This is a genomic window from Lewinella sp. W8, from assembly GCF_004375085.3.
Classification (GTDB): domain Bacteria; phylum Bacteroidota; class Bacteroidia; order Chitinophagales; family Saprospiraceae; genus Neolewinella.
In genome coordinates this window covers 82,247-102,844 of record NZ_SNAQ03000006.1, presented here as the reverse complement: position 1 = coordinate 102,844, position 20,598 = coordinate 82,247, and the positions used below count along the sequence as shown (strand labels likewise).

Annotated in this window: 17 protein-coding genes; 9 read left to right on the top strand and 8 right to left on the bottom strand. The window is 56.5% G+C overall.

Annotation, left to right across the window (positions count from 1 at the left end; translation table 11 throughout):
• Nucleotides 1–162 precede the first annotated feature (162 nt).
• The 3 genes from E1J53_RS08715 to E1J53_RS08705 all read left to right on the top strand — a co-directional run bounded on the left by E1J53_RS08715 (nucleotide 163) and on the right by E1J53_RS08705 (nucleotide 1,869).
• Complete coding sequence (locus tag E1J53_RS08715) at nucleotides 163–1,221, top strand: IS630 family transposase (protein WP_134272547.1); 1,059 nt, start codon at nucleotides 163–165, stop codon at nucleotides 1,219–1,221.
• Between the two features lie 46 nt (nucleotides 1,222–1,267).
• Nucleotides 1,268–1,420, top strand: a complete 153-nt coding sequence (locus E1J53_RS08710) for a hypothetical protein (RefSeq protein ID WP_154640167.1) — start codon at nucleotides 1,268–1,270, stop codon at nucleotides 1,418–1,420.
• Between the two features lie 155 nt (nucleotides 1,421–1,575).
• A complete protein-coding gene (locus E1J53_RS08705; RefSeq protein ID WP_134272546.1) occupies nucleotides 1,576–1,869 on the top strand; it encodes a PIN domain-containing protein in 294 nt (97 codons plus the stop codon).
• Nucleotides 1,870–2,733: 864 nt separating this feature from the next.
• On the opposite strand, the gene E1J53_RS08700 is transcribed toward E1J53_RS08705, so the two are convergent.
• The 4 genes from E1J53_RS08700 to ppk1 form a co-directional block, all read right to left on the bottom strand.
• Complete coding sequence (locus tag E1J53_RS08700; protein WP_134272545.1) at nucleotides 2,734–4,299, bottom strand: ABC transporter ATP-binding protein; 1,566 nt, start codon at nucleotides 4,297–4,299, stop codon at nucleotides 2,734–2,736.
• Between the two features lie 93 nt (nucleotides 4,300–4,392).
• Nucleotides 4,393–4,869: a type I restriction enzyme HsdR N-terminal domain-containing protein gene (locus E1J53_RS08695; RefSeq protein WP_134272544.1), complete on the bottom strand. Its 477-nt coding sequence runs from the start codon at nucleotides 4,867–4,869 to the stop codon at nucleotides 4,393–4,395.
• Nucleotides 4,850–5,431, bottom strand: coding sequence for an ACP phosphodiesterase (locus tag E1J53_RS08690; RefSeq protein WP_134272543.1), 582 nt, complete (start codon nucleotides 5,429–5,431; stop codon nucleotides 4,850–4,852). The genes E1J53_RS08695 and E1J53_RS08690 overlap by 20 nt, the downstream gene beginning before the upstream one ends.
• A 29-nt stretch (nucleotides 5,432–5,460) precedes the next feature.
• A complete protein-coding gene (gene ppk1, locus E1J53_RS08685) occupies nucleotides 5,461–7,548 on the bottom strand; it encodes a polyphosphate kinase 1 (RefSeq protein WP_134272542.1) in 2,088 nt (695 codons plus the stop codon).
• 289 nt (nucleotides 7,549–7,837) lie between these two features.
• Here ppk1 and E1J53_RS08680 point away from each other — a divergent pair, with 289 nt between their 5' ends.
• Genes E1J53_RS08680 through selD form a run of 4 tightly spaced genes read left to right on the top strand, consistent with a single transcriptional unit; the run spans nucleotide 7,838 to nucleotide 11,599 of the window.
• Entirely contained in the window at nucleotides 7,838–8,770 is a 933-nt protein-coding gene (locus tag E1J53_RS08680) for a methyltransferase domain-containing protein (RefSeq protein ID WP_134272541.1), read from the top strand.
• Between the two features lie 28 nt (nucleotides 8,771–8,798).
• On the top strand, nucleotides 8,799–9,653 hold the full coding sequence (locus tag E1J53_RS08675) for a methyltransferase domain-containing protein (protein WP_134272540.1): 855 nt from the start codon (nucleotides 8,799–8,801) through the stop codon (nucleotides 9,651–9,653).
• Nucleotides 9,650–10,510: a homogentisate phytyltransferase gene (locus E1J53_RS08670; RefSeq protein WP_134272539.1), complete on the top strand. Its 861-nt coding sequence runs from the start codon at nucleotides 9,650–9,652 to the stop codon at nucleotides 10,508–10,510. The genes E1J53_RS08675 and E1J53_RS08670 overlap by 4 nt, the downstream gene beginning before the upstream one ends.
• Before the next feature lie 48 nt (nucleotides 10,511–10,558).
• Entirely contained in the window at nucleotides 10,559–11,599 is a 1,041-nt protein-coding gene (selD, locus tag E1J53_RS08665) for a selenide, water dikinase SelD (protein WP_134272538.1), read from the top strand.
• A 48-nt stretch (nucleotides 11,600–11,647) separates the two neighbouring features.
• On the opposite strand, the gene E1J53_RS08660 is transcribed toward selD, so the two are convergent.
• Together E1J53_RS08660 and E1J53_RS08655 are read right to left on the bottom strand one after the other, a co-directional pair.
• Nucleotides 11,648–12,658, bottom strand: a complete 1,011-nt coding sequence (locus E1J53_RS08660) for a hypothetical protein (protein ID WP_134272537.1) — start codon at nucleotides 12,656–12,658, stop codon at nucleotides 11,648–11,650.
• Between the two features lie 540 nt (nucleotides 12,659–13,198).
• Nucleotides 13,199–13,666 carry a hypothetical protein gene (locus tag E1J53_RS08655; RefSeq protein WP_134272536.1) on the bottom strand — a complete coding sequence of 156 codons (468 nt, stop codon included), beginning with the start codon at nucleotides 13,664–13,666 and terminating at the stop codon, nucleotides 13,199–13,201.
• Nucleotides 13,667–14,029: 363 nt separating this feature from the next.
• Here E1J53_RS08655 and E1J53_RS08650 point away from each other — a divergent pair, with 363 nt between their 5' ends.
• The gene (locus tag E1J53_RS08650) at nucleotides 14,030–15,601 is read left to right on the top strand and encodes an FAD-dependent oxidoreductase (RefSeq protein WP_134272535.1); all 1,572 of its coding nucleotides are present in this window, start codon (nucleotides 14,030–14,032) and stop codon (nucleotides 15,599–15,601) included.
• A gap of 31 nt (nucleotides 15,602–15,632) precedes the next feature.
• Here the strand turns inward: E1J53_RS08650 and E1J53_RS08645 are convergent, their stop codons facing one another.
• Complete coding sequence (locus E1J53_RS08645) at nucleotides 15,633–16,232, bottom strand: hypothetical protein (protein WP_134272534.1); 600 nt, start codon at nucleotides 16,230–16,232, stop codon at nucleotides 15,633–15,635.
• Nucleotides 16,233–16,647: 415 nt separating this feature from the next.
• Between E1J53_RS08645 and xseA the strand changes: the two genes are divergently transcribed.
• Nucleotides 16,648–17,877 carry an exodeoxyribonuclease VII large subunit gene (gene xseA, locus E1J53_RS08640; protein ID WP_173021410.1) on the top strand — a complete coding sequence of 410 codons (1,230 nt, stop codon included), beginning with the start codon at nucleotides 16,648–16,650 and terminating at the stop codon, nucleotides 17,875–17,877.
• A gap of 3 nt (nucleotides 17,878–17,880) precedes the next feature.
• Here the strand turns inward: xseA and lon are convergent, their stop codons facing one another.
• On the bottom strand, nucleotides 17,881–20,307 hold the full coding sequence (gene lon / locus E1J53_RS08635) for an endopeptidase La (protein ID WP_216650028.1): 2,427 nt from the start codon (nucleotides 20,305–20,307) through the stop codon (nucleotides 17,881–17,883).
• Nucleotides 20,308–20,598: the final 291 nt, after the last annotated feature.

Sequence of the window (20,598 nt, the reverse complement as noted above, 5' to 3'; positions counted from 1 at the left end):
CTGGTGGTAGATTTACGCACCGCAACTTGATGAGCCTTAAATTCGTTTTCACAACAAGCCATCTTCACTAACATGCAAGACCTGATCATTGAAAGAACTGATGATGCCATCGTAATTATACCCTTAGCGAAGAGGTTTGGGAAAAATCTGTATGTTTGAACCGTGGACTACCAACTTTCGCCCCAAGATTACAAAAAGCTCCGTGAGTTACAGAACAACGTCAAGTTGAGTCGTCGCCGCTATCGTAAAGTTACGGTTTTGGTGATGCTGCACCAGGGTCATAGTATCGAAGTAGTTGAAGCGGCGCTGGGGTTGGACGATAATACCATCCGGCGCTATTGGGAAGGGTACAAAGAACAGGGCATCGAGACTTACTTGGCCGATCACTATGTACCGTATTCGGGCAAGCTGTCCTCGGAGCAGGAAGTTACCTTAGCAAATCACCTCGATGAGAATCTCTACCTGGATGTTAAGCCCATCATCGCTTGGGTCGAGGACAATTTTAATATAGTCTACACCATCTCAGGCATGCGCGACCTGTTGCATCGTCTGGGCTTCACTTACAAGCAGGCTAAGGCCGTGCCGAGCAAGGCCGACGAGGAAGCTCAGCACGCTTTTCTCGAAGACCAGCTACCAGGCTTACTAGATGAAGTAAGTGCCGGAGCAGCTGAGGTTTACTACGGTGACGGCGTTCATCCTACCCATAACACTAAGACGGGCCGGGGATGGATTCGCAAAGGTCAGGACTTCGAGATCGACTGCAATAGTGGCCGCAAAAGGGTCAACATCAATGGCGCAGTACGTGCTACAAAACCGGAGCACCTGGTTTATGATGTCACCGATTCAATCAATGCACAATCGACACAGCGCGTCTGCCGGCAGCTGCTGAAAAAGCATCCAGGAAAGAAGATTTATTACATCTGCGATAATGCGCGCTATAATCGTTGTAAATGGTTGCAAGAGTGGGCACGGGATCAGCGAATCGAATTCATTTTCCTGCCGGCTTATTCACCGAACCTTAACCTGATCGAACGCTTGTGGCGATTGTTGAGAAAAGAAGCGATCAACTCGATCTATTATGAAGCATATGCTGACTTCCGACAAGGCATCATAGGTTTCTTGGATAATGCCAAAGCATACAAGGAGGAAATACGAGCGCTATTGACCTTAAATTTTAGGACAGTAGGTGGAACCTCCGTTTACGCCCAAACCAATTCGTGAAGGGTATAAGCTTCCGTTGGAGTCCACTGCTCTAGAAATTCAGAACATGCTGAATTATTTCAAGTACGTAAGTATTGGTGGAGCGAGCAAGGTTACAGATGACCAGATTGCGGCATTGGCTAAAGAGGCGAAGTCCGGTTGGTGGGAGAAAAACAAAGGCCGGTTTTTAGGCAAGGATGGTTTTGAAGATTTAGCCTGATGGTAGTTTTTATCCTTGATACGAATGTCATCTGGTCTACAGTTTACAACGCCAAAAGTGAGATCGGGCAATTTGTCTTGGCCGCCAACCCAGCAGAAATTAAGTTTTGTGCACCTGAATTTTTGAAGACAGAAATTGAAAGACATTTCTAAAAAATAGTTGAGCTGTCTGGGCAATCTGAAACAGATGTGAGAACGGTACTGAACCTAGCCTATAAAAAACTGGAATTTGTTTCCGATGATCAGATTCCCTTCGAATTCTATCGTAAATCTGTTCAATACGTCAGAGGAATCGATATGGATGACCTGGTCTTTGTGGCGCTCACTGAATACTTGGATGAACTCCTTTGGACAGGTGATCAACAACTCATAAAGGGCTTACGGTCCAGAGGATTTCAGAAGGTGGTTGACTTCACTGAGGTAAAAGAAATCGTATTAACGAAAAAATAATTGTAGGAGCCATGCGTGGTACGCACGAGCACGACTGAATCTGTCAGCACCAGCTCGTCCGCCGGAAAGCGGGTCGAAAACGTCGTCTTTGCTCCCGTTGGTCGCTCGTTCCTCGGTTTCCAACTCGCGCGGACTTGCTGCCGCTGACGGATTGTGTTCACTCCGTCCCTCTCCAGCGACATTAGGAGCGGTACGGAGAGGGACCTTTGGGAGAGGTTGAAGACCCTCATCGGCAGATTGGCCATCCGCTTCGGAAAAATTCCCAATGTTAAATTTTCAATTCTAAATTCTCAATTAAATATAGGCTCATTACTTCCTTGCCACCGCTTGCGGAAAACGCTCCGCTCGTCCCTCTCCAGCGACATCAGGAGCGGTACGGAGAGGAAGTTTTGGGAGAGGTTGCCATCTTCCATTAGCGTGCCAACCCTTACGCTTCCCCAAATTCCCAATACTAAATTTTCAATTCTCAATTCTCAATAAAATATAGGCTTATAAAGACCTTGCCACCGCTTGCGGAAAACGCTCCGCTCGTCCCTCTCCAGCGACATTAGGAGCGGTACGGAGAGGAAGTTTTGGGAGAGGTTGCCATCTTCCATTAGCGTGCCAACCTTTACGCTTCCCCAAATTCCCAATGTTAAATTTTCAATTCTCAATTCTCAATAAAATATAGGCTTATAAAGACCTTGCCACCGCTTGCGGAAAACGCTCCGCTCGTCCCTCTCCAGCGACATTAGGAGCGATACGGAGAGGGACTTTTGGGAGAGGTTGACGACTCTCATCGGCGGGGCAATCGTTACGCTTCCCCAAATTCCCAATGTTGAATTTTAAATTCTCAATTAAGAGAAACCCTCATCGGCAGCTTAATCAGCGCCCCCTAGCCGCCAACAATCTCCTTCCCATCTCACTCTCCGGTGCGGCAACGATTTCCTTCGTCGGGCCTTGTTCAACGATTTCACCGTTGTCCATGATGATGACGCGGTCGGCCCGGTTTTCGGCCAGGTAGAGATCGTGGGTGATGAAGAGGATGCTGAGTCCTCGCTCCGTTTGTAGACGGGCCAGGAGGTCCAGGACGCCCCGTTGCAGGGGAGCGTCGAGGGCCGAGACGGCCTCGTCACAAATGAGGATGCTGGGGTTGGCGGCCAGCGCCCGGGCGATGGCCACGCGCTGCCGTTGCCCACCGCTGAGGGCATCCGGAAGACGATCGGCGTATTCCCCGGGGGACAATTCTACGGCCTCCAGGAGTTCATGAATCCTGGTGAGTAAGGCTGCTTTTTTGAGTTTCGGCTGATGCACCCGGAGCACCTCGCCAAGGATGGTGGTAATCTTGTGGCTGGGATTCAGGCTTCCGAAGGGATCCTGAAAGACGAGTTGGATGGCCTGCGGACCCAGATTCCCCATGATGGTTCCGGTGCTGGCGTGGTGAAGGCCCGCCAAAGTGCGGGCCAGGGTCGTTTTGCCGCAGCCGCTCGGCCCCACGATGGCGACCCACTCGCCGGGAAATAAAGTAAGACTGGCGTTCCTTACGGCGACTTTACGCGGAGGAGTAGCCCAGGGCCAGGGTTTGCTGCCGACGTATTCTACGCTAAGCTCCTTGACGGACAGTAGCGGAGGGGAAGTCTCCGCCGGGGCAGCGGTTTGATGGGGCCGCAGGAAAGTAGCGGCCAAAAGATTCGCCAGATAAGGGGCATCTGGTGCGCGGAGAAGTGCTTTGGTGGGACCGACGGTGACGGTCTTCCCGTCCCGTAAGACCAGTAGTCGTTCGGTGATCTGCCCGAGCACCCGCAGGTCGTGGGTGATGAAAATCATGGTCATGCCGTGGCGATCTCGGATGCGGGCCAGTAGGGCGATGATCTCCCGTTCGGTGATGCTGTCCAGGGCCGTGGTGGGTTCGTCGGCGATCAGGAGACGGGGAGACCGCAGGAGGGCCAGGGCGATGAGGATACGCTGCCGTTGCCCGCCGCTTAATTGGTGGGGGTAGGCCCTCAGAATGCGCGTCCCTTCCGTTCCGAGTTCGACTTCCTCCAGGGCCGCTGGTAACGCGGACTGCCAATCCGCCCTTTTCGTCCGTGGAATGGCTTCCCGGAGCTGCTGGTCAATGCGTTGCACGGGATTGAGGGCCGTTAGGGGTTCCTGAAAAACGAGGCTGAGTTCGCCGCCGCGGTAGGCGCGCCACTCGCGCTCCGAGAGGGTGAGCAGGTCGACGGGGGCGGAGCCCCCGAGCCACCAGGCGTGACCCCGCAGAATCCGGGCACCGCTCGGTAGCAGTCCCAGCAGGGCCAGGGCGGTGATGCTTTTGCCGGATCCGGAAACGCCGATGAGGCCCAGGCTTTCTCCCGCCGCCAGGACGAAACTCAGGTCATCTACGACCGGAGGAGCATCGCCGAAGGCGATGGTCAGGAGCTCAACGCGAAGAAGTGGGGTAGCGGGCATAACCCAAATGTAGAACGAAGAATGCGAAAACTGGTCGGCATCCCGGCTGAGCACGCGGATTCCATTTCATTGCACCTGCGGTGATCGCCCAAATTATCCACGCGGGTACTCCGGAACGGCATCGAGAAAGCGGTACGAATCTTCCTGATAATTGATCTCCGCCACGTAGCTCTCCCGGCCGTTGCTGATCATCAGGAAAGGCACCTTGAGGGGGCCGTTATAATTGGCGGCCTGACGGAACACGTCGGTCGTCAACTTCACCTGCGGAGCCTTGCATTCCACGAGGAGGAAGGGGCGCATGAGGGGGTCAAAAATTAAAATGTCGGTGCGCTTTTTTTCCTTCCGGACGTCTACGCCCCGCTCCACGGTGATTCGGTTCCGGTTGTAGCGCATGTCGTGGATGAAGAAGAGCAACAGGAGCTGACGGACGAATTCTTCGGGCTGCAGGACCAGCCATTTCTTACGGATATGGCCCATGATCATTCTCCGGTTCCCCTCCTGCTTGACGTTGAGCTGAGGACTGAAACGCTGGAGGCGAAAATCGATTGGTTCAGGGGGTGCGGAATTCATTGGCGAGGTCTTGCAAGCGGGGGAACAACCGCTGGAAGGTGTGGTTGAATTCAGCTTCGAAATCCTCCAGAATGAGGTGGACGTCCGTGATCAGTTCGGGCTTACTGAGCCGTGGGGCCAGACGGCGGAAAACGGTTTTCATGCCCTCGCGGCTGGTGTACAACTGTAGCCAGTCATCGGCCGTCATACGGTGAACGAAATCCGTCACCCGCTCGTCCATGTGCTCGGTGGCGTTGCCCAGGTGTTGGTAGGTCCGCTGGCGGAACTCGTGAAAATTTCCCGCGCCAAAGTGGGGCCAGTGCTGCCACAGGAAGTAATCGAAGCCAATGTCGGTCACCACACTGGCGTAGCGTCCGTGGCGGGTGGCCACCAGACGGTTAAGGGCGTAAACGTCCCGGTCTTCATCCGTCAGGCGGTCAATGGCACGGTGCATGGCGATGCCCCGCTGGATGCCTTCCGGTAGTTTTTTGACGGCCCTGCCCTTGACGAAATCCCCCAGGTAGTTGCCGACCTGCAGGTCGGCGTCGAAGTGGGATAGCGTGAGGTGAGCGAGAAAATTCATGGATGGTGGAGCGGTGGAGCGGAGAGCATTCAACTGCTCACGGCGTCCAGGCGACGGGAGTAATAAGCGTAGATGTCCGTTTGCGCGCGGAACTTACCCTCTCCTGCTTTGGCCTTCCGGTATTTATTGACTCCTCCTTCTACAATAATCCGGGCCTTCTGGTTGTCCCGCCACTGCATATCCATAATTCGGCGAAGTTCCAGGCGTAACAACTGATCTTCCACCGGCGTAACGACTTCAACCCGCCGGAACAGGTTGCGCTCCATGAGGTCGGCCGAGCCGATGTAGATCTTTTCCTGCCCATTGTTGCCGAAGATGTAAATCCTGGCGTGTTCCAGAAAGCGATCAATGATGGAGATGATCTTGATGTTTTCGTCGGGTTTGGGAATCAGGCAGCAGATCCCTCGCACGATGAGGCGTACTTCCACGCCCGCCGCGGCGGCTTCGCGAATCTTTTCGATCATCCCCGGCTCCTCCAGACTGTTCATTTTCAGGAATAGGTAGGCGTTGCCGCCCTCCCTGGCGTTGGCAATTTCGGCGTCGATCATTTCCTCAATACCGCTGGCCAGGGAGAAGGGCGCCACGAGGAGCTTCTGGCAGTTCGGCAGGATCAATCGGCCGCGAAGCAGTTGGAAAACCCGCTCGACGTCAGCCCCCAGGACGGGGCGGGTGGTGAGCAGGGCGTGATCGGTGTAGAGTTTGGCGGTCTTTTCGTTGAAGTTACCGGTGCCGATGTAGGTGTAGTGGATGCGTTCACCGCCGGTCTGCCGGCGGGAGATGTGGAGCAGTTTGGTGTGTACCTTGACGGCGGGATAACTGTAGTGGACGGTGGCTCCCGCATTCTGGAGTTCCTTTCCCCAATACAGATTGCTGGCCTCGTCAAAACGCGCTTTGGCCTCCACGAAGGCCTCCACTTCCTTGCCCTGATCCAGGGCATACAGCAGGTTGTTCATCACCGCACTTTTCCCCGCCACCCGATACAGCGTGATGGAGAGTTTTTCCACCTCCGGATGCTCTGCGGCCTCCCGGATGAGCTGGGGGACGTAATCGTATTGCTGATAGGGGAAGCTGAGCAAAATGTCGGAAGCTTCCATCAGGCCCATCACGCTCTCGGCGTTCTCCAGCCGGGGGTGGGGGAGCGGAGGCAGGGGCGGATATATGAGGTCGTCGCGGCCTTCCGGAAGGGGGAAACTGAAGAAGTCGGTGAATTTATGGTACCGCGCTCCGGGAATCATATCGTACTTGGATACGCCCAGGGTATGCTTCAGGCGTTTTCTCAACCAGTCGGGCATGGCCCCATCGTAGAGAAATCTCGTGGGTAGCCCCTCTTCTCTCCGGCCCAGACTACGTTCAATCTTTTCCCGCAGATCACCGTCAAACTCGTTTTCAATGTAGAGTTCGGCGTCGCGACTGAGCTTGAAACTGTAGCCGAAATCGACCTTGGTGCCCATCCATCGGCTCAGGTTGGCCCGGATGATGGAATCGAGGAAGATGACGTAGTAACCTTCTTCAACGCCCTGCGGCTTTGGCAGCACCACGAAGCGGGGAAGTCCCTTTTGCGGAATGGGCACCAGCCCCACCTCGGCGGTTCCTTCCTCGTCCACGGCGTCTTCCGTATCCAGCACCACGGCCAGACAAAGCTGCCCGTTCTCTACGAAGGGCAACAGATGGTCTTCATCGTCCTGTCCGGGCAGCCAGTGAAGTTTGAGGTGCGACTTGACCTGCTCGTCAAAATACTCCTCCACGAATGTCCGCTGCACCTCATCAAGCTCGTCACTGTGGAGCAGGTGGATATTTTCTTCCTTCAGACTAGGCAGGATTTCGTTGCGGAAAATTCTGCCGAATTCTTCCTGCTGCTTCCTCACGATCCGGCGGATGGCCTTGAGTTCCTTCTTGGGCTTGAAGTCAAACAGTTCTCTTCTCTCTTCCTTCGGGATGGACTTAAACTGCCGCAACGACGCCACGCGAACCCGAAAAAATTCGTCCAGATTTGAGCTGTAAATCGCCAGGAACTTTATCCGCTCGTAGAGGGGAACCCGATCATCAGCGGCCTCCTGCAACACCCGGGCGTTAAATTGGAGCCAGGACGTATCGCGCTTAATCAGTGGAGTAGACAAGGTGGGAAGTTTTTTTTGGTTCGGAGTGGAGGCGGTGAAGTGACCTCCGTTTCCTATCTACGCTGTAAAGTACATTAAGCCCCCATAGGTTTGCCCAGGGGGAAGGACTTTTTTCCGGAGTTTTTCGTTTTTGCTTCCTCCCAAATCATATGCCGCATTATCTTACCGTTGTCTCCACAACAACCGTTTATTCATTAACCCAAACGCCCCCAGGCTGGGTATCCTTTCCGATTCTCAGCAATTTGTTTAACCCAGCTATTCTACGCGATACCAAAAATTACCTCCTCCCATGCGATTGATGCAACACAAACGAGAAGCATACTGGTTCTACCGCTACTTGTCGGTGTTCTATGACAAGCTCGTAAATCCCCTGTTCTGGACGGAGTCCATGCGGGAAAAGGCGCTGGATTTGGGCTACTGGGACCCCGAGGATGAAGAAGATCTGACCGTCATTGACGTTGGTAGTGGGACGGGATTTACTACCGAAGGCATCGTGCGAAGGGTCCCGGCCCGCAACGTGACCTGCGTGGATCAGAGTCCTCACCAGATGTCCCACGCCCGGGAAAAGGCGGCCCTGGCCAATTGTTCCTTCCGCCTCGGAGACGCGGAAAATCTACCCTTCCCCGACGATCAGTTTGACCGTTACGTTTCGGCGGGCTCCATTGAATACTGGCCCGATCCCCAGCGGGGCGTCAACGAAGCCTACCGGGTGATCAAACCGGGGGGCTGGGCCATGCTCATCGGGCCCATCGAACCCCGTAATGCCTTTAGCAAGTTCGTGGCCAATACCTGGATGCTCTTTCCACCCGAAGATGATTACCACAATTACTTCCACCGGGCGGGCTTTAAGAATGTGGAATGGACCTACGTCGCGCCGCACTGGCAGCGGAACGAACGCTACGGTATCGCCATCATCGGCCGCAAACCCGCTCCGGGTAAGAGCCCTAACCATTACGTGCCGGTAGCTCCGGAACACAGTCTGGTCGACGCTAACCCCGAGGGGATGACCCTCGGTCGGGGTGCACTGCTGGCCGGAAGGGTGCTGGTTGGCTCCGCCGCTGGTTTCCTGTTCATTCCCATGGCCCTACTGGCCTCCGTTACGGCTCCGCTGCGGGGCATCGACGCCGAGCCCGAGCCGCTCAACAAGCACCAGAAAGTTGCCCTGGCCGCCGTGGGCGTACTGGCCGCCGTATTCATCGTAAACCGGCTCAGCCGGCGCTAGGCGTCGGGCGGAGCATTATTCTCTTTTTTTGGCTTCCCTTAATCAACGGATTTCCACCTTCTACGACGATTCCACCCCCCTGTGGCTCAACACCTGGGGCGAACAAATGCACCACGGCTACTACGGTCCGCGGGGAGAGCGCAAGGTGGATCACCGGCGGGCACAGATCGACATGATCGACGAATTGCTGCGGTGGGGGCAGGCCCCGGAGGCCGTAGACCGTTTCCTCGACGCCGGCTGTGGGGTAGGGGGCAGCAGCCGCGTGCTGGCCATTCGCTATCCTGGGTCGAGCGGACTTGGCGTCACGCTGAGTCCCGTGCAGGCGGAAAACGGCCGCCACTTCAACGCGGATGCCGGACTGGAGGATCGCCTGGACATCCGGGCTCAGGATGTATACACCCTCAACGCCAGCGAGGACGGGCAGTTTGACCTCATCTGGAGCATGGAGTCCGCCGAACACATGGAGGATAAAGAGGAGCTGTTCCGACTGTTTTACCGGCTGTTAAAACCCGGAGGAAAGCTGCTGATGGCCACCTGGTGCCACCGGCCCGAGCCTCCTCGCCTGACGACCGACGACCGGCGGACCCTGGCCAAGATTTGCCAACTTTACCACCTGCCTCCCCTCGTCAGTATTCCCACCCTGGCGAAGGCGGCCCGGAACGGGGGACTCACGAATATTGAAACCGACGACTGGTCCGCGGCCGTGGAACCCTTCTGGGGCGCCGTGATCCGTTCGGGACTGGACCCCCGCAACTGGCCCGGGCTGGCCCGGGCGGGCATCGGCACCATCCGCGGAGCCTGGGCGATGAAATACATGAAGGCTGGTTTCCGGTCGGGAGCGATCCGTTACGGAGTCTTGCGGGCCGAAAAGTCCGCGGAATGATCACCTTCCTCCGTTTTGCCCGGGCGCATACCGTCGTGGGTACCTCGCTGTCGCTGTTGGCGCTGTACCTGATGGCGGCTCGATCCGTCGGCGAACATGACTGGCTGCTGCTGGGCTGGAGCCTGTTAAGCTGCCTGGCGGCCAACGTGTACATCACCGGACTGAATCAGCTCACGGACATTGACATTGACCGGATCAATAAACCCTACTTACCCCTGGCCAGTGGTGCCTATTCGGTGCAAACGGGCAGGCTTATTGTGTTGGTTTCCCTGGCCTTAGCCCTGGTAACCGCACTCCTTTATTGGCCCTGGCTGACGCTCACCGTCTACCTGAGTCTGGCCCTGGGGACGGCCTACAGCCTGCCGCCAATTCGCCTGAAACGCTTTCATTTCTGGGCCGCCTTTTGCATTATTGCGGTGCGGGGGCTGATCGTGAACATACTGCTGTACCTGCACTTTCGGACCGCTTTGGGCGGCGGAGCGCAGGTGCAAACCACCCTGGTATTGCTGACGATCATCATCTTCATTTTCGGACTGGTGATCGCCTGGTTCAAGGATTTGCCCGATACGGAAGGAGATGCCGCCCACGGCATCCGTACCCTGAGTCTGATCAAGAACCGTACTTGGGTGTTCCGGTGGGGCACGCGGCTGCTTTTTGCCACCCTGGTGGGGGTTACCGGCTACTGTTTCTGGCTGGGGAAGACCGGTCTGGGGCTAGCCCACCTGCCCATGATTGCCCTCTTCCTTTTTTACGCCCGGGGCGCGGACCTGGAGAACCAAAGCTCCATTGCACGCTTTTATCAGGGAACCTGGCGGGTTTTTTTCGGGGTGTACATCATTTACGCCCTGCTGGGTTAGGCCGAATCCATTACTCAACCGACAGCCAAACTGGCTCAACGACGTACCATGAACGTAAAATTGACTGAATATTCTCACGGCGCGGGCTGCGGCTGTAAGATCGCCCCGGCCGTACTCGATACCATCCTTGGACAAACGGCCTCCGGCCCGTTTTTTCCCAGTTTGCTGGTCGGGAACGGCGAGCGGGACGATGCCGCGGTCTACGACCTGGGGGACGGAACGGCCGTGATCAGCACGACGGATTTCTTTATGCCCATCGTGGATGATCCCCTGACCTTTGGCCGCATTGCGGCCACCAACGCCATCAGCGACGTCTACGCCATGGGAGGAACGCCGATGATGGCCATCGCCATTCTGGGCTGGCCCATTAACCAGTTGCCCCCGGAAATCGCGGGCCAGGTAGTAGAGGGAGGCCGGCAAGCTTGTGCCGATGCCGGCATTCCACTGGCCGGAGGGCACAGCATTGATAGTCCGGAACCCATCTTTGGTCTGGCCGTAAACGGCCGGGTAAAGATTGACCAGTTGAAAAAAAACGGCGGCGCTCGGGTGGGGGACCTGTTGTTCCTGACCAAGCCACTGGGCGTGGGCATTTTGAGCACGGCCCAGAAGAAAAAGAAACTCCGGGAAGCGGACGCTCACCTGGCCACCGAGCAGATGACCCGGCTCAACCGGATCGGCGTTACCCTGGCCGGCTTACCCTACGTTCACGCCATGACGGACGTAACGGGCTTCGGCCTCCTGGGGCACCTGACCGAAATGTGCCGGGCCAGCAATACCCGGGCAAGCGTAAACCTGCATAAGGTGCCCTTCATTGATTTACCCACCCTGGATTACTACCTGGATGAAGGCTGCATCCCCGGTGGAACCAAGCGAAACTGGGCCAGTTACGGCCACGCCGTCAGCGTACAAAATGATCGCCAGAAGTGGCTGTTGGCGGATCCCCAAACCAGTGGTGGCCTGCTGACGGCCGTAGCTCCCGAGCACGCCGAGGAGTTCATCGCCATCTGTGCCCGTGAGGGGCACCCCGTCACGGCCCTGGGACGGATGGAGGTTGCGGAGAAGGAGACTTTGGTGGTGGTGAATGAATAGGGCTAAGGTTACCGGAAATTCCGTTCGCTGAGGGCAGACTTGGTCCCATCAAAGCAACGAATCGGAAACATTCAGGTGGAGTTCCAGCCGCCGTCGGGTATTGTCAATCTGGGCGCGTAGGCGGTTAAAGTACCAGTCACGAAGTTTTTTGGTGTTTTGGCCCAGTTCGGTGGCCTCTCCCAACAGTTCCTCAAACCAGTTTCGGACCTCCTCGCCGAGTTCGCGATCCGTGGTCACGAGGTAATTGGGCGTAATGAAGGAAAGAAACAGTAGGGAAGCCTGGGGAGAGTTGATTGAAATGGTCGTGCTGATGTACAGCAGCTCATTATAGTGGATGGAAAAGGGAACCGTAGAATTTCCTGGATCTTCGCCCGGAACAAATTTTACGCCGTGCTGGGCCATTTGCTCGAGATGGTCCACGATACTGGAGACCTCATCAAGGATGGTAAAGGGCAGTTCTTTCTCCGAAAATTTGCTGACCATCGCCATGTATTCCAGCTGACTGAGGGTGGCGTTCAGGAGGCCGGAAGACCATATTTCTTTACTGGGAACCCGGTAGGCGTAATTGCTGATCGCTCTGGCCTTGTCCAGCACGGCCGGGTCGATCAACCGGAGGCTGAAGGGCTTATTCTTCCACTCTTGGAATCCCCAGCTAGTAACCCCGAAGATGTAGAGCTTAAAGGCCATCAGGTTGGGCGACATCAATTCGTAGAGGAAGGGGAGATCGGGGGTTGCGTAGTAGAGTTGCTTATCCGGCCAACTGTGCACCAATTTAAGTTGCTCCTCCAGCTGATCAATGTAATCGGCGGGACTGCCGATGGACCGGTTGCGGTTGTTGAACCGGAAGCGTACTTCACCGTCACTACCGCCCGGCAGGTGCACGTTGAAGGCACGCGCCAACGTAAGTAGTTCGTCGATTTGGAGATTGGAGCGTCCCGAAATCCGTCGGTAGGCTCCGTCAATGCTGATGTCCAGGGCCTCCCGGACGGCCTCCGCCAAAGATTTTTTGTCTTTAAAGCGGTTCCGGAGTTGGTGAAAGAAGGAATCTTGAAAATTCACTGGGGGCATAGTGGCAGTCCTTTAATGACTGCTACTGCCGAAATAATTCCCCGGTTTGCCGCCACTTCATCGAACCCCCACAAGATAAAAAAACACTAGGGTTGTAAGTTAATGATGTGTGGGATGGCTTTAGCGTTATACCCCTTTTAGAGGCTAAATTGTGTCCAGTAATATTGAAGTCTAAATGTTTAGGTTTCGGGCGTATTAATAGTAATGATCACCTGAAGGTCCAAATCACCCACCCTATGGATAAGTGCTTGGTGTCGCCTTTCCCCGAAAGGCGACCACACCATCAAAGAAAGTAAGATTGAACAAGATCGATTTGTCACATTCTTTAGCGGAAGGTCCTTTAGTTATCTCAGTCTGATTCGGTTTCCTTTCGGGGAAAGGAAACACCTACGAGCAATTGTGGGTGTCACGCTAAGCAAAAGGGCGGCGGTGCGCAGGTGCAGAGAGAGAAGGTAACGGGCAACGCACGGCCCGAGTAAAGGGCAAAAGTGGCAACCTGCGCCCGCGCCCAAAAAATAGCATGACAGTTAATTAATGTGGGTAGGCGAATTTCTGGAGGATGGCTTCCTGGTCTTTCAGGCGGTTGCTGTGCCCTCCGAAGGTGATGGTTCTTCGCCCTCCACCAATACTGCCACCAATCAGCGTGCCCAAAAGGGTCGAAGGAAGAATATACAGGGTGGTCATATCTCCACGACTGCAGGGCCCCAGGCTCAAAAAGCTGGATCCGCATTCTCGGGATGGCTTACCCGTCAGCTGCCCCGCCACGATGGCGGTGCCGATCCCCGCCAAAATTCCTATGCCGATACCCTTACCAACGCTGCCGCGTTTTCTCAGTCCAAGCGACTGGACTTCATGAAGGGGTACCCGCCGGAGAGAAGAGACTTTTCTCAGGTCATCCTGAGTCTGAGCGTAGTATAACCCCGTGGAGTCAAGGTGATGAAAATATCCGCTAATCGGACCATTGACGGAGGCTCCCCGAAAGGTCGATGGTGTCGGCATTACAGTTCTTTGGGAGTAGAGACTGGCGGACAGTCCGAGAAAACTTAAAAGAACGAATAGTAGGAGGAAAGGCTTCATGCTGTTTGTCGTGTGACACAAAGCTCGGGCTTCAACGCCCCCTCACGGAAGCAACATTTGCCGGAAAGACATATTCTTAAATGTAATTTGAATTCCCCACCGGATCCCTTGCTATTCCGTTCATGGGACTTGGGGCAGCGTCTACACCTGGTCTATCGAAATACCCCGCTAAGCTGAGGCTGGCCGCAGCCAGGGGTAAATGGAATCGATACCTTCAACGTAATCATGCGCATGAAGTGAACACCTTTGCCCCGGAATCAATTAGGAAGAAAACAATTTCTCCAAATGGATTCTTTTACCCCCGTATTCAAGCTTTCCCAGTTACCACCCGGCCACATGCATCAGGTGGAAATCGACGAAAAGTCGATCTTACTGACCAACGTTGACGGTGAAGTGTACGCGGTGGAGAATTCCTGTAGCCACTTCGGGTTACCCTTGCACAATGGAGCCCTGTCGGGGCACCGCTTGCGTTGCCCCTTTCACCACGCCTGTTTTGACGTTCGTCACGGTACCCAGCTGGAGGCGCCCGGTAGGGATGGCCTCAAGACCTACCCGGTGAGGATTGAGGGAGACGCCATCCAGGTTTCCACCACGCCCACGGCCGAACCCGAGCACGCTGCACCTGCGGCCTCGCCAGAAAATACGAATCACGTAACCTACGCCATCGTCGGTGGAGGAATTGCGGCACTCAACGCCGTGCTGGGAATTCGGGAAAACGACGCTAAGGGGTCCATCACCTTGATCAGTGCGGAAGCCCTGCCGCCCTACGACCGGACGCACGTAAGCAAAGCGCAGCTGGAAGGAGGTAAATCGGCCGCGGACCTTCCGCTGCAAACGGAGGAATTTTATGCTTCCCGGGGAGTGGAACTCCGTCTCAACAGTGTCGTGCAAACGCTTGACGTGCAGGAGAAAGTCATCAACTTAAGGGGAGGCGACAAATTGACTTACGATAAGGTCCTGCTCGCCACGGGCGGAACGCCGCGGGAACTTCCCGTGCCGGGGGCTGAACTGGATAATGTGTTTCTCCTTCGCCGGGCTACCGACGCCGAAGCGGCCAAATCGGTGGTCGGGGAAGAAACGGAAGTGGTGATCATTGGCGGCAGCTTCATCGGACTCGAGGCCGCGATGAGCTTCAGCAAACGTGGCGCCAGGGTCAGCGTGGTCGCTCCGGAATCCATTCCCTTTGAAAAAATCTTCGGCAAACAGGTAGGGCAGTACGTGCGCCAACTGCACGAAGAGGCGGGCGTAAAGTTTCACCTGGGCCAGCAGGTTAATTCCCTCCTCGGCAATGGTGCGGTAGAACAGGTGGTCCTGGAGAGTGGAGAAACCCTATCCGCTCGGGCGGTGATCATCGGCATCGGTGTTACTCCGGCCACCGATTACCTTCAGGGTTTGGCGGCAGACGCCGACGGCGGCGTGACGGTCGATGGTCACCTGCGGGCCAACGTGGCCGATACTTACGTCGCGGGCGATATTGCGCGATACCCGGACCGGGAAGGAGCCCAGCGGATTGAACACTGGAAGGTGGCAGCCCAGCAGGGCCGCGTTGCGGGGCGTAACATGGCCGGAGCAAACGTTCCCTATACCATGATTCCCTACTTCTGGTCCAACCAGCAGGGCGTGAATTTCCGCTACATAGGTCACGGCAGTGATTACGACAATATTCTCCTTGACGGCACGCCCGGAGAGGGGCCCTTCTTGGCTTTCTACCTGAAGGGCGATCACGTACAGGCCGTTTTGGGGGTCAAGCGGGATACGGATACGGCGGCCATCGCGGAACTGATGGTGGCCGGTCGAATGCCCGCTCCGGATGACCTGATGGGCAAAGATTGGCCCGCTCTGCTTCGCCAAAGCTGATGATCTCCCAACCAGGATCGTCTGCGGAGTGCTAGGGAACGACCCACCGGAAGTCCCAACCCTCCGGCGCTCGTTGCGCCGATACGCGCCGGTGCCCGTCCCGGTTCAGGTACAGGATGTCCGCCGTCTCAATGGTGGTCCGGAAAATGCCAAAATTATCCCGGGCGTAATCGGTAGCGGACAGGTCCCGGCTATCCCAATCATCGGGAAGACCGTCGCCGGCTTCCGCAAGGGGAGTTCCCGGCGCTTCGGGCGTAGCGTAGGCTTTGCGGGAATGCTTCGGTAGCTGATCAAATGTTGCCGAGCTGATCTCCGCGGGTAGAAATTCCGTTCGGCCCCGGGCGCGTAACTGTAATTGCTTTTTTGGGTCCCAGAACAACCAGCTAAACTGGGCTTCGGGATGGTGCAGGTGTCCGGCCTTCGCCGAACGCCGGTCGGTGTAGCCTTCCAGCCACCCCGCCGACTCCTCACACGTTCTCAGCACCAGTACCCGGGAACTGGGGAGGCCTTCGGCGTCAACGGAACTGACCACCGGCGTGGCGTAGGGATGCTTTTTGTCCGCCCGGGCGCGGTTGAGCAGCTTCCAGCAGGCCCGCCACAACTCCTCTGGTGTGCGAAAAGTGGTATTCATGAGCGGAAAATGTACGGTAACCGGCCCGTAACTGACTGAAAAGCGGTCACAATCCAGCAAGAAAATGAAATTATTCAAAAAAAATTTATGCGGGTTTGCGGGGTGATACAGCAAAAAATGCGGGGTAGAAATAGCAAAAAATCAAAATTTTTGACTGCTTAATCCCTGTTTTCCAGCGGGTTAAGGCTCTTAACAAATTTATAACTATGGTCCTGATGTTACCTATTGGCGTTTCTGGCGTCAGAAGGGTGTAACTCGGAGAGCGAAGGAGTTCACTCCTCCGGCCCGGGAAACAAGAGACAGGTTTTTCATGATATGAATATGGGTTTTAGGTGTTTTTCTAGGAGGGTTCAGCCTTAGGCTGAACTCTCTCTTTTTTTGCCCCTACGTCATCCCAAAGGGTATCTTTGGCCCCGTGAGTCCTAAAACGTATACGCTGGTCGAACTGGCGGCCTTCGTCCGCCGCGTCTTCGCCCTTAACCTGCCGGAGGCGGTTTGGGTACAGGCCGAGATTGCTCAGGCCAGTATCTCCCGTGGTCACTGCTGGCTGACCCTCGTGGAAAAGGGGGAGGAGAGCGACCAGATTTCTGCACAGCTGGAAGCCGTTTGTTGGGCCACCTCCCTGCATAAAATCCGTGCGGATCACGGCACCAAATTAGTTAGGGAAGTGCTTCAGGAAGGCATGTCGGTGAGACTGCGGGTCCGGGCCGACTTCCACCAACGCTACGGCCTGAAACTGATCGTGGAAGATTTGGACGCCACCTACACCCTCGGCAAGCTGGAGCAGGAAAAGCAACGCATTCTGGTTAAACTGCAGGAAGAGGGGCTGCTGGACTTGAACGCCCGACAACCGCTCTCCGTGACGCCCCAGCGGCTGGCCGTTATTTCCAGCGAAACGGCCGCGGGCTGGGCGGATTTTCAGGAGCAGTTACGGGACAATGCCTACGGCTACCGGTTCTCCCTCCGGCTCTTTTCGGCGGCCATGCAGGGAGTGCAAACGGGGCCGGAGGTCAGCCGCCGCATCCGGCAAATCAACCGGGTAAGCGAAACCTTTGACGCCATCGTCATCATCCGCGGCGGCGGCGGGCGGATGGATCTGGCGGCCTTTGACGATGAAGACCTGGCCCGGGAAATCGCCGGCAGCCAGTTGCCCGTCATCGTGGGCATTGGCCACGAAACGGACGAATCGATCGCCGATCGGGTCGCCAACACCAGTCTGAAAACCCCGACGGCCACCGCCGTTTTCCTCATCCAACGCATGATGCAGGCCGAAGTCCGGCTGCTGCAACTGGGGCGCGGTATCGGCCGCGCCGCCGGTCTGCAGTTGTTGGGACACACGCAGTCGCTAGAGGAGATGGAAGTCCGGATAAACGTGCAGGCCCGGACGGCCCTGGAACGTGAATCCGTCCGCCTGGATCAGGCCAACACCGCGCTTAAACGACTGGCCGACCAAAACCTGCGGCAAGCGAAGCAACAACTGGATCAGTACGCCAAACTCCTGGCCGTGCTGAACCCCGAAACGACGCTGGCCCGGGGCTTCAGCATCCTCAGTCAGGACGGTAAATTGATCACCTCCGTCGGGGAGATTCGACCCGGGCCCCTCCAGGCCCGGCTGCGGGACGGAGACGTGGAACTGAACAAGTAGCGGCTACTTCTTGGCCCGGGATTTTTTCTTGCGCGTAGCCTTCAATGCGACCTTAAGCACGTCATCGAAGTAGCTGGCAAAATGGGCCGTGATGCCCTCCTTGATGTAGTCTTCCAGGTCCTCGAAATCCCGGCGGTTTTCCTCCGGGAAGATCAGGTTGGTAATGCCGACCCGCCGGGCTCCGATGGTTTTCTCCTTGACGCCACCGATGGGGAGTACCCGTCCGGTCAGGGTCAACTCTCCGGTCATGGCCAGGTTGTCAATGGGTGCCTTTCCGACGGCCAGGGTGTACAGGGCCAGGGCCATCGTGATGCCGGCACTGGGACCGTCCTTGGGGGTGGCTCCCGCCGGTACGTGAAGGTGCACCTCGTGTTTGTCAAAGAAGTCTTCTCCCTCCTCGCTCAGCAGAGATTTCACGTAGCTGAGTGCAATCTGGGCGGATTCCTTCATGACGTCGCCAAGCTGGCCGGTCAGTCGGAAGCCGGCGCGTTCGGCAGGGATTCCCCGAGCCTCCACGTAAAGCGTAGCGCCGCCCATGCTGGTGTAGGCCAGCCCCAGCACCACGCCGGGTAGGGGTTTATCGTAAAGCTTTTCGGTGGTGAAGCGGGGCTTGCCCAGCATCTCACTCACGGTGTCTTTGGTGACGGTGAATTGTACTTCCTCCGTCTCGGCCTGCTTCAGGACCAGTTTGCGGATGATTTTCCGGATCTGCTTTTCCAGGTTACGGACGCCGGCCTCGCGGGCGTAACGGTCGGCCAGGAAGCCGAGGGCTTCCTCCTCGAAGGTCACCTCGTCGGCAGCAAAACCATGTTCCTTCAGCTGCTTGGGCACCAGATACTGCTTGGCGATCTGGACCTTTTCCTCCAGCACGTAGCCGCTCAGTCGGATGACTTCCATCCGGTCCAGCAGCGGACCAGGGATGGTGTCCAGTTGGTTGGCCGTGCAGACGAAAAGTACGTTGGAGAGATCGAAGGGCACGTCGAGATAGTGGTCTACGAAGGTGGCGTTCTGCTCCGGGTCCAGTACTTCCAGCAGGGCGCTGGCGGGGTCTCCCTGTACACCCTTGCCGATTTTGTCGATCTCGTCGAGCATGATGACCGGGTTGCTGGTCTTGGTCCGCTGCATGGCCTGGATCAACTTGCCGGGTAGCGCGCCGATGTAGGTACGGCGGTGGCCCTTGATTTCGGCCTCATCCCGCATCCCGCCCACGCTGAAGCGGTAGAACTCCCGGCCGAGGGCCCGGGCGATACTCTGGCCGATGCTCGTTTTGCCCACCCCCGGAGGGCCCACCATGCAGATGATGGAGCCGGCCACGCTATCCCGCTTGAGGATGGTGGCCAGGAATTCGAGGATGTTGTCCTTGACGTCGCCGAGCCCGTAGTGGTCCTCGTTGAGGATATCGCGGGCTTCGGAAACGTTGTTGGCGTCGGGGGTGAAAACGCCCCAGGGGAGGTCGGCGAAGGTCTCCAGATAGTTCCGGGTGACGTTGAATTCCGGCGACTGGGTGTTGAGGGTCTTGAGCTTGTTCATCTCCCGGTCGAAGGCGGCCCGGGCCTCCTCGGGCACGGTTTTTCCCTCCAGTTGCTGGAGGATGCGCTCGGTGATGGACTCCCCGTCTTCTTTCTCTTCGCCCAGTTCCCGGCGGATGGCCTTAAGCTGTTCGCGCAGGAAGTATTCTTTCTGTTGTTCGTTGACGCCCTCCTGAATAGACTCGTTAATGCGGGCCTGAATTTTGGCCACCTCCAGCTCGTCCTTGATGATGGCCAGTAGCTTCTTGGCGCGTTCGGCGATGTCCCAGGTTTCCAGGAGTTCCTGCATCTTTTCGCGTTCGGCACTGATGAGGTTACTGATGACGTCCATCGTCTGACCGGGTTGGTCGTAGTTGAGCTGACTGACGACCATGTTGACCTGCTCCTGAAACATGGGGTTCAGTTGGAGGAGGCTGCGGATTTCGGAGCTGATGGCCAGCATGTAGGCCTTGAGCTCCTGGTCGGGCTTGACGACCGGCTGGTGGTCGTAGGTCACCCGCCAGCGCAGGCTGGGTTCCGTTTGCACCACCCGTTCGCGGCGGAACCGCTTCACGGCCCGGCCGATGACCTGGACGGCGTTGGGGTCCATCTGCACCACCTTCATAACCTGGTAAATGGTGCCGACTTCGTAGTAATCGTTCTGGCGGTAGTCGTCGGAATGGTCCTCCTGCACGAGCACGGCACCGAAAAAACCATCGTGCTGTTCGACGGCAATTTTCAGGGCCTCCAGTTTGTCCTGGCCCGAGAAGGCCATCGGCAGGGCCATACCGGGAAAAATGGGGCGTTGTTTAAGGGGGAGAACGGTCAGCAGTTGGGGGAGACTAGGGTCTACCAACTGCATCGCGCCGTCGTTCAAAATATCTTCGGCGCTCTCAAATTCAAAGGTGTTGTCTTCTGCCACGGATTCTGGATTAATACCTGACGGATATACGATATGGAGGATGCTTTTGTTCAGATTTCCACGGGATAACGGTAAGTGTGGCAAATATCCCTCCACGTGGCCGCATTTGAAGTAGGAAAGAGTCATTATGGCGACGGGGCGCAGGTGCCATGAATCAGGATTAAGGATTTAGGCTTAAGGATTTAGGGGCTGCCCTTCCCTGAATAGCGTTGACCGCTCGGATTAGGAATTTAAGATAGGAATATTCACAATTGGCCGGTCATCGCCTCTCCGAGAAAAGCCTACCTTGTG

Excerpts from the sequence above, each read along its gene's own strand:
- E1J53_RS08650 (WP_134272535.1), top strand. The coding sequence starts at position 14,030 with ATGGATTCTTTTACCCCCGTATTCAAGCTTTCCCAGTTACCACCCGGC.
- E1J53_RS08645 (WP_134272534.1), bottom strand. The coding sequence starts at position 16,232 with ATGAATACCACTTTTCGCACACCAGAGGAGTTGTGGCGGGCCTGCTGG.
- selD (WP_134272538.1), top strand. The coding sequence starts at position 10,559 with ATGAACGTAAAATTGACTGAATATTCTCACGGCGCGGGCTGCGGCTGT.
- E1J53_RS08690 (WP_134272543.1), bottom strand. The coding sequence starts at position 5,431 with ATGAATTTTCTCGCTCACCTCACGCTATCCCACTTCGACGCCGACCTG.
- E1J53_RS08670 (WP_134272539.1), top strand. The coding sequence starts at position 9,650 with ATGATCACCTTCCTCCGTTTTGCCCGGGCGCATACCGTCGTGGGTACC.
- E1J53_RS08710 (WP_154640167.1), top strand. The coding sequence starts at position 1,268 with ATGCTGAATTATTTCAAGTACGTAAGTATTGGTGGAGCGAGCAAGGTT.
- E1J53_RS08655 (WP_134272536.1), bottom strand. The coding sequence starts at position 13,666 with ATGCCGACACCATCGACCTTTCGGGGAGCCTCCGTCAATGGTCCGATT.
- E1J53_RS08695 (WP_134272544.1), bottom strand. The coding sequence starts at position 4,869 with ATGAATTCCGCACCCCCTGAACCAATCGATTTTCGCCTCCAGCGTTTC.
- E1J53_RS08680 (WP_134272541.1), top strand. The coding sequence starts at position 7,838 with ATGCGATTGATGCAACACAAACGAGAAGCATACTGGTTCTACCGCTAC.
- E1J53_RS08700 (WP_134272545.1), bottom strand. The coding sequence starts at position 4,299 with ATGCCCGCTACCCCACTTCTTCGCGTTGAGCTCCTGACCATCGCCTTC.